The sequence below is a fragment of the Paenibacillus sabinae T27 genome (assembly GCF_000612505.1).
Classification (GTDB): Bacteria; Bacillota; Bacilli; order Paenibacillales; family Paenibacillaceae; genus Paenibacillus_AQ; species Paenibacillus_AQ sabinae.
Genome location: NZ_CP004078.1, coordinates 2,223,970 through 2,235,557 on the forward strand (window position 1 = coordinate 2,223,970; position 11,588 = coordinate 2,235,557).

Here is an 11,588-nt window from a genome sequence, read left to right on the forward strand (position 1 = left end):
TAAATAAAAGGAGACTTCTATGCAGAAGAAAATCATATTAACTGGGTATGGTACCGTTGCAAAAGAGCTAATCAAACTGATTATTCACAATGAAGCTTTGATCAAAGAAAAATACGGCTTTGACTTACTCGTAACCGGAATCGTTGGCAGTAAAGGAATGATTTACGAAGAAAAAGGAATCAAGCTCTCAAGCTTGATTGATTTCGGAACGGGTTCGGAAGCACTTTCGAGATATTCGGAATATTTCAAGCTCCCTTTTACTGAACCGATTTTTCAAGGAGATGTCCTGATCGAGTGCACTCCGACAAATATAGAAACGGGAGAACCAGCACTTGGCTATATTCAGAAATCTATGGAGAATGGGATGGATATTGTCTCTGTTTCAAAAGGAGCGCTTGTAAAGTCATTCGATAAAATCAAAACACAAGCAGCCAAGCATGGTAGTCGATTAAAGTACAGCGGCGCAACCGCGGCAGCCTTACCAACGCTTGATATCGGAGAATACAGTCTAGCAGGATGCACGATTACTCGTATTGAAGGCATTTTAAATGGAACCTCCAATTTCATTTTAGCAAGCATGAGTGAGAACAATTTATCTTTAGAAGAAGCGCTAAAAATTGCACAGGAAAAAGGAATTGCGGAAGCAAACCCGGCTTTAGATGTGCAAGGATTTGATACGGCTTGCAAAATTCTCCTCCTCGCTAATGGATTTTTCGGAAGCAGCTTATTAATCGACGATGTAAAAATTAAAGGAATTGAACAAGTCACTAAGGAAGACATTCAGGAAGCTAAACAAAATGGCCGTACGCTTAAGCTTCTAGCTAGTGCTTACAAAGAAGCTGAGAATGTAATCGTAGAAGTAAAACCATGTGAGCTTGAAAGCGAGCATCCTTTAGCTCATGTCAATGGAACAAATAAAGGTGTCGTTTTTGAAACGATCGAAATGGGGGCCGTTTGTGCAATTGGAGGCGCATCTCACCCAAGAGGAGCAGCAGCGGCAGCATTAAAGGATGTCATTAATCTATATAGAGAAACGACTTGAGACTGTTCCGAATTCGATGGTATTTATGAGCAAGCGGCTAGGAGCGATTTGTTCGAAAGGCTGGAGCAGCAAGCTGGAGAAAAAAACAGGCTCGGTCGTCCGTCAAGTGGTCCGGTGCGCTTCATCCCTGGTTGAAAAAGTGCCTGATAATTGAAAATCAGCTTAGCCGGTAGCCGGCTATTTTCAATGCCCCCCAAGAAAAGTTGGAAGAAGCGTCCAACCGGATCTTACAACAAACCAAAGATCTTGAAAAAATAGTTAATGAATTGAAAATGAGTCTGATTGAGCATATCCCAAGAAAGTAAACAGCAAGGCGGATGAATCGCAAAAGTTAACCGTAACATGATTCAATACCATGCAGTGGGTTTCCAATATTTACATACCCAATACAACGATCTAACATTCTATTTACCATTCATTGCTAGAATTATCCTATTGTCCCCTGTGACGAAAAAAGAGTATAGGAGGAGATAGGATGAGATTATTAAAGTACATAACAGCTATGTTGCTGGCCTTTCTGTTGGCGGCGGGGTCTTTGAATGCGGCGGGACCTGTATGGGCAGCAGAGTCTCCGGATGCTGCGGTATCCGTCAGCAAGGTAACGGTAACGTTCAATGGCGATCCCAAAACTTCCAAGGGGTTCACGTGGTATACGCCAAAGGCTTCTCAAGACAGCACTGTACAGGTTATTGAAGCGACCTATGGAAAAGCGGAGTTTGACACCGGCCTTACGTTCAAGGGAATAACCCAGGTATCTACAAACTCTCCTCTGGAAAATGTGCATAAAGCCGAAGCAACCGGCCTCAAAGCAAACACCGCTTATTATTTCCGCGTGGGAGATGCCGCGCTGAATGTGTGGAGTGAAGCGGGAACGTTCAAGACGGCGCCTGCAAGCGGAGCCTTCACGTTCATCGACCTGGCCGATACGCAGGCGAAGAGCGAGGACGAAGCGATCCTTTCCTCCGAAACGCTGGCCAAAGCGCTGGCGACGGTTCCGAATGCCGACTTTGTGGTCCATAACGGCGACATTGTCGATAACGGAATCAAGGAGGAGCAGTGGAACTGGCTGCTGGGCCACTCCCAGCAAAGCTTGCTGAACACAACGATTGTGCCGGCTGCGGGCAACCATGAAGACGAGAACAAGGCGTTCATCGAGCATTTTGACATCAAACCGGCCGCAGGCTCGGCTACAGAAACCGGAGCGTACTACTCCTACGATTACAGCAACGCGCATTTTGTGGTGCTGAACTCGAATGAGAATTCGGAGGAGTACGCGGATTTCTCCAAGGATCAGGTAGAGTGGCTGAAAAATGATGTGAAGGCAGCCAAGGCGGCAGGCGCCCAATGGATTATCGTGAACATTCACAAGGGACCGTACACGACGTCGAACCATGCGACCGACACTGACATCATGGGACCAAACGGAGTGCGGAATAAGATCGCTCCGCTGATGGCAGAGCTGGACATTGATTTTGTCCTTCAGGGGCATGACCATATTTACGCCCGCACGAAGCCGATCAAGAGCGATAACACCGCTGCCGCAACCTCGAAATTCATCGAATCGCAGAACGGCAAATCCGTGGAATACACGGTCAACCCGGACGGCACGATTTATCTGATCCCGGCGACAGCCGGACCGAAGGTCTATTACAAGAATCAAAAAGAAGCGCTTGGAGGAGACAAGTATTACAATCTGTTCGAGCGTGCGGAAGAAAACCATGCGGCGAAATACGGCCCGGACCCAGGCGACACCACCCGTCCAAAACGCAGCCAGGTACAGAATTTCGTGGGCATCACGATTGACGGCGGCAAGCTGACGGCATTTACGTATGAAATTGATCAGAATGTAGATAAAGCTGCTCCTTATCTGGTTGATCAGTTTGGTATTCAAAAAATTTCCAATACCGGTAATAACGTTGACACCCCTAGCAATACTGGAGGTGGAGGAACGAAACCGGCGGCGCCAGCAACGCCGACGGTACCAACGGCACCAACTACGCCGTCAGCACCAGAAATACCGGCACCAACCGTTCCGGCAGCAAAGCTGAAGGATATTGGCGGGCACTGGGCAGCAGCTGCAATCAACAAGGCCGTGGAGCTTGGATTTGCCAAAGGGTATGCGGACGGAACCTTCCGTCCGAACCAAACGGTCAACCGGGCGGAATTTATTACTCTCCTGATGCGTGCTGTGAAACATCCGGACGCCGGGAAGTCACTGGGCTTCAAAGATGCGGGCAACATTCCGGCTTGGTCGCAATCCTTTATCGCGCAAGCTCTGGATGCGGGTATTATTGCCGGCTATAACGATAACACCTTCCGTCCCGATCAGGTCATCACAAGAGCCGAAATGGCAGCGTTGATTGTCCGTGCTGGCGGGGTCGAAGTGAATCCTAAAGCGGCGCTGTCTTTTGCGGACGCCAAGGATGCTCCGAAATGGGCGGTTCCTTATATCGCAGCGATTAAGGATGCGGGACTTGTGAACGGAATCGGTCAGAACCGGTTTGCTCCAAATCAAAGTGTTACAAGAGCGGAAGCTGTAACCGTCATTCTGGGGCTGCTGCAGCAAGCGCAATAACAGCAATTTTTCACAAACGGGGCGTCCCATAAGCCTGCAATGGCTAGGGACGCCTCTAACCGTTCATTTGATCTGGTTTCTGGTGAACTTACAAAGGAAAGATGGGTTAGCCAATTTCATTGGTTGCCCCCTTTTTTATTTCTGGAACCAGTCTTCTGGCGGTTCAATGTATTAAAAGAAAATAAAGATGCATACAGAATTATCTAACCTTTCGAAATTATAAAATGCTTATTTCTATTTTATTAATATTAATTCGTAAGCTAGAATGACATTGAAATTGAGATAAAAGGAGTGTCTCCATGCAAAAAGAGTTCGTCAGATCCCAATTTTCGTTCATTATGGAGAGCGTTGAATTAGACATTGCAGCCATTAATCGTGATGGAGAACTTTCCCCAATTGTATTCCTTCATGGCTTTGGCTCGATGAAAGATGATTACGCCGACATCGTTCGCTATTCAGCTTTTGCCGGTCATCCCTTTCTTGCATACGATGCGCCGGGTTGTGGCGAATCTCACTGCTCGGACTTGTCGCAGATCTCTATTCCCTTTCTGGTGGAAACAGCATTAGCAGTACTTGAGATTGTTTTCTCAGCAGACAAATCATCGACTATCCAGAGGCTGATGCCGAGCGGTTCCTGGATGACTTCATTGAGCGAACCCGTCATACGCCAGCCTATTCTAGCGCCCTATATGCATCCAACCTGCGCCATAAAGTTCGGGCCGACGCGGTACGAGGGATCTTCCAGTCCATGGTCGGAGTTATCCGACTACGGCGATCTGATTAACAAGTTTCTAGGCCTTCCCTGCCCTAAAATGTTCATGTACGGTGAAGAATTTCCCATCAAGAAAAAAGGGATGGTGCTGGCCACGTATGTTAGTGCCACATTGGCGGGAGGACTTCTGGGTCGGGTATTATGCGGATTTATTACGGAGCACTTCAATTGGGAATAGTTTTTTCTTATAACAACGGTCATGACAACTCTCGTCAGTCTCTTGATCTACTTCTTTTTATCGGAATCGACAGGGCAGGTCTTTTGAAGATTCCCTCTGCCAATACTGAACACATCTGTTGTAGTTGTAATCACACTTTTATGTTCCGGTATGTCGTATAATGCATTTATGATTGTTGCGCACATGTCTTAGGTATTTCCAAGTCTATTGAATACGGAGAGTTTAGTGCATCAATGGCTTCTATTGCCATGTCACTAAGCGCAATACTTGGATCATTGGTTGGTCCATTTTTAGTTGGCCTAGTTGCTAAGATATGTTACCTTATTGTTAAAAGGGGAGTGTGAAACATGCAATGGATTTTATTACTAGTTATCATTATTCTAAACGTCGGGGTGCTTCCACTAATTAATCGAGTGTATCCCTTAGTCAATGGGATACCTTTTTTTCTGTTCTGGTATCTCTTCAGTTTAATTATTACCCCGATACTTTCATGGTTTGTATATGTTATCGGAGAAAAGAAACATGATAGTGAGTTAAGGAGTGCTGAAGAATGACTGCATTTGTTGTTACTTGTTTAATTGTATTAGCTGTGATATTTGTTGGCTTTTTAGCTGGCCGTGATAAAGCCGCTCGCAGTTCCATTGAGCAGTGGAGTGTTGGTGGACGTAATTTTGGCGGTTTATTAGTCTGGTTTCTTATTGGAGCGGATCTTTATACTGCTTATGCATTCTTAGGCATGACAGGCTATGCCTATAGCTTTGGGGCGCCTGCATTTTTCTCTATTGCATATCCTGTAATGGCTTTTCCAATTGCCTATTTTATTATCCCCAAAATTTGGCGTTATGCGTCAAAGCATAATTTAACAACGCTTGCCGATTATGCTCGCGAAAGATTCCAAAGTAAGTTAGTTGGCGTAAGTGTTGCCATCGTTAGTATCGTCTTTTTAATCCCGTATATTTGTCTGCAATTATCAGGTATTACGGGTGTTGTTCAAGTGGCAGGACAAGGTGTATTTGAAAACCCTAAGGCTGTGGGAACGGTTGCTCTCGTCGTATCCTTTATCTTGGTTGCTTTATATACATGCTTCAGTGGTCTCCGTGCACCAGCTTGGACGGGCGTAATTAAAGATTTGTTAGTGTGGATTGTTTTGATTACGATGATTGTGACAATCCCATTTATTTGGTTTGATGGATGGGGAGATATGTTTAATCAGATTGTTACAAAATATCCCGAAAAGCTAACACTGCCAGGAACTAGCCCAAATGGGGCGTTAAATGGTTTTTGGTTCGCGACAGCATCCTTTATTTCTGCTCTTGCCTTATTTATGTGGCCGCATGGCGCTACCGGTGTACTAAGTTCCAAATCAGAAGAGGCCGTTCGAAAAAATACGGTATTCTTATCCTTTTATAATGTTTTATTATTCTTCGTTATATTGCTTGGACTTGTTGCCTTTATCGTTTTACCTAAGCATCCTGAAGATCCGTCATTTGCCAATTTCGCTTTGTTACATTTAATTGATGCCTCTTATTCAAATCCTTTAATTCAAGGTGTTATGTTCTCAACAATTATGTTAGCAAGCCTAGTACCCGCTTCGATCATGGTTCTTGCTGCAAGTAACCTGGTTGCAACAAATATTGTCAAAGATATTTTCTTCCCAAATATCTCTGGAAAATCACAAACGCTTGTAGCACGATTATTTGTTTTTGTGATTACAGGTTTAGCGTTGTTATTCGGTATTTTATTCCCTAACTATTTAATTCAGCTCCAATTAGAAGGGGTTAGTGGTATCGCTCAAATACTTCCTGCTATTTTCTTGAGTTTGTATTGGACAAAACTTGCTAAAACTTCTGTTTTTATTGGTTTAGTGGCAGGTATTACGATGGTATTCCTTAATCACTTTATTTTCCATTTACCAGGATATGATGGTTTCTGGGGACTTTTAGTCAATGTGGTTGTCGTTTTTGCAGTCAATTTCTTATTTATTCATGAAGCTGAGAAAAATATTAGCACAAATAAACTTTTACTGGGAAATAAAAACTGACTTGGATCAAAAATGATTTTTAGTCACCTGAAAACAAGCGATCTCGGGAAGAGGGAAACCTTTATTCTCGATGGATCGCTTGTTTTATTGCGCTTGTATAGTAACTAACGCGGTTGAATCTGATAGCACACCCGCTTAGGCGGAGGGGATTCCAGATGATACATAAAGAATTCACCCATTCTTCCAGCGTCGGTAAGAAAATCGTAAGAAATTCAGTATAGAAAAGTTAGGATCTTGTGATAAGCAACGAATAAATAACGCCTATGTGCTAGGTAAGATGAAACTACCGAGCATATAGGCGTTATTGATGTTTGATACGTGGCTTTGTTTTACCTTGAAAGCTTAAACGAATCAATATCCTAAAATCACGACCTCAGGAGGCACACGATGAAAAGAATGTTATTCACTATATATTTCGGAAAACCGATTGAACATGACGTTTCCTCGATAAGTGTTTATGCGAGGAGATCCTTCTGATGTACCGTGACACTTGGGCGGAGATAGATCTAACGCAAATCCGCGAGAATGTAATGGAGATCCGCCAATTTCTACCTAGTTCTACCAAACTGATGGCAGTTGTTAAAGCAAATGCTTACGGCCACGGAGATATCGAAACGGCTAAAGAGGCCGTTCAGGCAGGGGCAGATTATTTAGGGGTTGCCTTTATTGAAGAAGCTATTCGACTAAGGAATGCTGGTTTGAAACAACCGATTCTTATTTTGACTCCGATTCGTCCCGAGCTCACATCTCTGGCTCTAGAATATGATCTGATGCTTACCGTCACTCGAGCGTCGTGGTTTCAGGAGATGCGGGCACACAAGCCTGTCAATGCCCTGAATAAACTATATGTTCATGTGAAAATGGATACTGGACTAGGGCGCATCGGAATACGCACGATGGAAGAGTGGCAAGAAATCGTTCCCTGGCTGTCAGCACCGGATATCGTGGTAGATGGGTTTTATACGCATTTCGCCACGGCAGGTGAGGCAGACAGCAGTTATCTTGAGCTTCAAATCCAACGTTTTCAGGAAATGAAAGAATGGAGCAGTATGTTGCCGATTCCCATCAACCATTATCACTGTGCAGGAAGCGTAGCAGCACTTCGATTCCCTGAATTGTCCATGGATATGGTTCGTATCGGAGCTGCCATCTATGGATTTTATCCTGAAATGCAAGTAACCAACATAAAATTAAAGCCGGCATTCAGTTTGCACAGTAGTTTAATGCAAACGAAAAGACTGAAACAAGGGGAATATGTAGGCTATAACAATGCTTATCAAACAAAAACGGATCAATGGATAGGAACCGTGCCAATCGGCTACGCCGATGGCTGGACGCAAAGAATGCAAAATACGGAAGTGCTAGTGGATGGATGCCGCGCAGAAATTGTAGGCAAAATCTCCATGGACCAATTGATGGTGAAACTTCCTAAGTATTTTCCAGAGGGCTCTAAGGTTACTTTTATTGGTTGCTCGGGAGAACAGAAAATCTTAATTCATAAATTGGCCAACCATATCGGCAGCCTTTAGCCGCAATATTTGCCGGCTACAGGCTTATTCAAGTTAATAAGGAAACAGTTGATTAAACAAAACGTAACTTGTTGGTTCGACATATTGCTCCGATGCTAGTTGAGGTACATCCTCTTATCGGTAGGGTTATTGAAACCCGTCTTTCAGCCAAGCGCTGGCCAGAGATATTGCACTTTTGGCCGCGGCAGTGTCCGATAGTGCATTCAACATAACGAAGTCATGGATTATACCTTGATAGCGTACCGCAGTGACATCAACACCAGCTTCTCGAAGTTTATTCGCATAAGCTTCACCTTCGTCCCGTAGGACATCGGCTTCGGCTGTAATGATCAAAGCAGGAGGAAGACCGCGAAGCTGCTCGGTAGTTGCCCTCAGCGGTGAGGCCGTAATCTGGTTTCTTTCCTCAGAATCGCTTGTATACTGATCCCAGAACCACTTCATCCCGTCCCGGCGTAAAAAGTATCCTTCGGCGAATTGATGGTAGGATTCCGTATCAAATGAAGCATCCGTAACCGGGTAGAAAAGGAGCTGCTGACCTATAACAGGACCACTGCGTTCTTTGGCTATCAGCGTGATTGCCGCAGTCATGTTTCCGCCGACACTATCGCCGGCTACAGCCAAGTGTTCCGAATCAAGCCCATGTTCTTTGCCTTGCTCTACGATCCACTGCAGGACAGCATAGATTTCTTCAATTGCAGTAGGATACTTCGCTTCGGGAGACAGACTGTAATTCGGGAATACAACAGCAGCTCCACTCTTCACGGCCAGTTCACGGATCAACCGATCATGGGTATGTGCGTTGCCGAACACCCAACCTGCACCGTGTATGTACAGAATGACAGGCAGATTCTTCTCAGCAATGAGTTTCGGACGTAAAATCCGAATGGATACATGGCCGCTTGGGCCACCTGTTATGCTGATATCTTCAATGTCCACGTCTGGCTTTTGAATCTCGCCCGCTTGGGCTTCGTCGACCGCAATCCGCCCCTGCTCCGGTCCTAGCTCGAATAAGAATGGCGGATTGGCTGTAGCCTCAACAAAATTTTGTGCTTCCGGTTCTAGAACAAGTTTCTTCTCCATGTTTATTATTCTCCCTCATTTCATTTTATTTTGGATTGACTAACTTCTCTATGAAACCGTCGATTTGTAAAATCCGACAATCTTCCTCGGCAAGCAAGATCCGCCATAGGCCTTTATTTGTTATTGTTCATGTTTAAACTTCCTCTCTTTTTTTGAATCATACCGTTCAGTCTAAATTCATCATTACTAATGATGCTTCAGAAACGTACAAGTACGCAGTTGTTAATGCGACCGGTCGAATGAAATATTACCCTCAATTTTTAGATATTGATTTTCCCTACAAGGGAATCATTTCAGCGGTTTTGGCTTAAAGCAATGAATCATCCTCAAAAAATACTGCAGAGTTATGACCACGCCAGACATTATTCTGAAATTTGTGCATTCTCAAATGGAACATTTTAATTGTTCCGGTATCGTGGTTACGACGGTAGGTTGTATTTTATTGGCGTTAAGCAGTAATTATTTTCTCGGGGGAAGAAGAAGTCGTGTTACTCAATCGAATCGGGTGACTGCATAAAGCAAGTGTCTGAACGCAGGCAAGATTGTATCACTCCAAAAAACAGAACACCCGCTATCCTCCGAACACCTGAATCCGGTGTCCGGCTGATATACGGGTGTTTTCACCATCAATGGAAAGCCACTCCACACTTACGTATTGAATACTTCCATCCCTGCTTGCGATTTCAGCAGCTCGGCTTTATCCGTTCTCTCCCAAGGGAGATCCAGGTCCTTTCGGCCAAAGTGGCCATAGGCTGCGGTTTGCTTATAAATCGGCTTGCGCAGGTCCAGCATCTTAATGATGCCTGCCGGACGCAGATCGAAGTTGTCGCGGATCAGCTTCACCAGCTTGTCTTCGCCAATGCGGCCGGTCCCGTAGGTATCCACGTGAATCGACACCGGATTTGCCACTCCGATGGCATAAGCCAGCTGAATTTCGCAGGTATCGGCGAGGCCTGCGGCGACAATGTTTTTGGCAACATAACGGGCAGCATAGGCTCCGGAACGGTCCACTTTCGTCGGGTCCTTGCCGGAGAAGGCTCCGCCGCCGTGGCGGGCATAACCGCCGTAGGTATCCACGATGATTTTGCGTCCGGTCAGTCCGGCGTCCCCTTGAGGTCCGCCGATGACGAACCGCCCGGTCGGGTTGATGAAGTATTTCGTGTCTTGATCAAGCAGCTCACGCGGTACCACCTGCAGAATGACATGCTCTTTGATATCCGCTTGAATTTGCTCCAGGGAAATCTCTTCGGCATGCTGGGCGGATACGACGATGGTATCGATACGTTTAGGATTGCCATCCTGATATTCAATCGTTACCTGAGTTTTTCCGTCGGGACGCAGATAGTCCAGCAATCCGTTCTTGCGGACTTCGGATAAACGGCGCGCGATCCGGTGGGATAGAGCGATTGGCAGCGGCATCAGCTCCGATGTCTCATTAGTAGCGAATCCGAACATCAATCCTTGGTCGCCGGCTCCGATATTCGCGGTTTCTTCAGCCACTTGAGCAGGGTCCCGATCTTCCAGAGCGGCATTAACACCCATGGCGATATCGGCTGATTGCTCATTCAGCGATACCAGTACCGCGCAGTTATTGGCATTAAAACCGTCCTGGGCCCGCTCATAGCCGATGTCCCTAATCGTATTGCGGACGATGGACTGGATGTCCACATATCCGGACTTTGAGCTGATTTCTCCAATGACCAGCACAAGACCGGTAGCCACGGAGACCTCGCAGGCAACGCGGGCATGGGGGTCATTAGCCAGAAAAGCATCCAGAACAGCGTCGGAAATCTGGTCGCATATTTTATCCGGATGCCCCTCCGTTACAGATTCGGATGTAAAGAGATAGCTTTCTTTTACAGACATAGTCACAGCCTCCAACTGATAAATTGTTTACTGCTGCATGAATTATTTTGCCAGCCGATCCAGATGCGTAATGAGCGGATGCTTCTCGCGTTCTTTATTTTTGCGGGCAGCGTAAGTATCATCCGTAATCTCATCGGCCTCAATGATCCAGACTGTGGACAAATCGAACTCCGGATTTCTTTCCAGGGAGAGCTTATAATAATGCTCAAACACCGGGCCGCAAATCACCGAGTAGGCCGGATAGCCTTTAATCTGATAGCTTTCTTCTCCCTTGGAGAGATGGATGGCGACTTTGCGCTTGAACCAGATGCTGTTCACGAGATTCACATTGCTCTGGGACGTTTCGATCAGCTCAAGATAAATGATCTGTCCTTCGTTGTTAACTGAAATAGATGGGTCCGATACGATATGAGGGAGGCCCTGTTTATCGACGGTTGCCAGAACTTTCGCCGTCCCGGAATCTTGAAGAAGCGCCTGAATTCTTTCATTTAAAATAGACATGGGT

At 45.6% G+C, this 11,588-nt stretch carries 10 protein-coding genes; 7 read left to right on the plus strand and 3 right to left on the minus strand.

Annotated elements, in window-relative coordinates; translation table 11 throughout:
• Positions 1-19: 19 nt before the first annotated feature.
• The 7 genes from PSAB_RS10165 to alr all read left to right on the plus strand — a co-directional run bounded on the left by PSAB_RS10165 (position 20) and on the right by alr (position 8,137).
• Positions 20-1,042 carry a homoserine dehydrogenase gene (locus tag PSAB_RS10165; protein WP_025334475.1) on the plus strand — a complete coding sequence of 341 codons (1,023 nt, stop codon included), beginning with the start codon at positions 20-22 and terminating at the stop codon, positions 1,040-1,042.
• 475 nt (positions 1,043-1,517) lie between these two features.
• The gene (locus tag PSAB_RS10170) at positions 1,518-3,617 is read left to right on the plus strand and encodes an S-layer homology domain-containing protein (RefSeq protein WP_084266490.1); all 2,100 of its coding nucleotides are present in this window, start codon (positions 1,518-1,520) and stop codon (positions 3,615-3,617) included.
• A 299-nt stretch (positions 3,618-3,916) separates the two neighbouring features.
• On the plus strand, positions 3,917-4,567 hold the full coding sequence (locus PSAB_RS10175; protein ID WP_051529753.1) for an alpha/beta fold hydrolase: 651 nt from the start codon (positions 3,917-3,919) through the stop codon (positions 4,565-4,567).
• Between the two features lie 164 nt (positions 4,568-4,731).
• Positions 4,732-4,911, plus strand: coding sequence for an LrgB family protein (locus PSAB_RS25455; protein ID WP_144240607.1), 180 nt, complete (start codon positions 4,732-4,734; stop codon positions 4,909-4,911).
• A gap of 3 nt (positions 4,912-4,914) precedes the next feature.
• A complete protein-coding gene (locus tag PSAB_RS26550) occupies positions 4,915-5,121 on the plus strand; it encodes a DUF3311 domain-containing protein (protein WP_025334477.1) in 207 nt (68 codons plus the stop codon).
• Positions 5,118-6,608 (plus strand): sodium:solute symporter family protein, encoded by a 1,491-nt coding sequence (locus PSAB_RS10185; protein WP_038595747.1) that lies wholly within the window; start codon positions 5,118-5,120, stop codon positions 6,606-6,608. Before PSAB_RS26550 ends, PSAB_RS10185 begins: the two co-directional genes overlap by 4 nt.
• Before the next feature lie 476 nt (positions 6,609-7,084).
• The gene (alr, locus tag PSAB_RS10190; protein ID WP_084266491.1) at positions 7,085-8,137 is read left to right on the plus strand and encodes an alanine racemase; all 1,053 of its coding nucleotides are present in this window, start codon (positions 7,085-7,087) and stop codon (positions 8,135-8,137) included.
• A 126-nt stretch (positions 8,138-8,263) separates the two neighbouring features.
• Here the strand turns inward: alr and PSAB_RS10195 are convergent, their stop codons facing one another.
• From PSAB_RS10195 to PSAB_RS10205, 3 genes are all read right to left on the minus strand, one after another.
• Positions 8,264-9,217 carry an alpha/beta hydrolase gene (locus PSAB_RS10195; RefSeq protein WP_025334478.1) on the minus strand — a complete coding sequence of 318 codons (954 nt, stop codon included), beginning with the start codon at positions 9,215-9,217 and terminating at the stop codon, positions 8,264-8,266.
• A gap of 648 nt (positions 9,218-9,865) precedes the next feature.
• The gene (gene metK, locus PSAB_RS10200) at positions 9,866-11,083 is read right to left on the minus strand and encodes a methionine adenosyltransferase (RefSeq protein WP_025334479.1); all 1,218 of its coding nucleotides are present in this window, start codon (positions 11,081-11,083) and stop codon (positions 9,866-9,868) included.
• 42 nt (positions 11,084-11,125) lie between these two features.
• Entirely contained in the window at positions 11,126-11,584 is a 459-nt protein-coding gene (locus PSAB_RS10205; RefSeq protein WP_025334480.1) for a pyridoxamine 5'-phosphate oxidase family protein, read from the minus strand.
• Positions 11,585-11,588 lie beyond the last annotated feature (4 nt).

Excerpts from the sequence above, each read along its gene's own strand:
- metK (WP_025334479.1), bottom strand. The coding sequence starts at position 11,083 with ATGTCTGTAAAAGAAAGCTATCTCTTTACATCCGAATCTGTAACGGAG.
- PSAB_RS10175 (WP_051529753.1), top strand. The coding sequence starts at position 3,917 with ATGCAAAAAGAGTTCGTCAGATCCCAATTTTCGTTCATTATGGAGAGC.
- alr (WP_084266491.1), top strand. The coding sequence starts at position 7,085 with ATGTACCGTGACACTTGGGCGGAGATAGATCTAACGCAAATCCGCGAG.
- PSAB_RS10185 (WP_038595747.1), top strand. The coding sequence starts at position 5,118 with ATGACTGCATTTGTTGTTACTTGTTTAATTGTATTAGCTGTGATATTT.
- PSAB_RS10170 (WP_084266490.1), top strand. The coding sequence starts at position 1,518 with ATGAGATTATTAAAGTACATAACAGCTATGTTGCTGGCCTTTCTGTTG.
- PSAB_RS10205 (WP_025334480.1), bottom strand. The coding sequence starts at position 11,584 with ATGTCTATTTTAAATGAAAGAATTCAGGCGCTTCTTCAAGATTCCGGG.
- PSAB_RS10165 (WP_025334475.1), top strand. The coding sequence starts at position 20 with ATGCAGAAGAAAATCATATTAACTGGGTATGGTACCGTTGCAAAAGAG.
- PSAB_RS26550 (WP_025334477.1), top strand. The coding sequence starts at position 4,915 with ATGCAATGGATTTTATTACTAGTTATCATTATTCTAAACGTCGGGGTG.
- PSAB_RS10195 (WP_025334478.1), bottom strand. The coding sequence starts at position 9,217 with ATGGAGAAGAAACTTGTTCTAGAACCGGAAGCACAAAATTTTGTTGAG.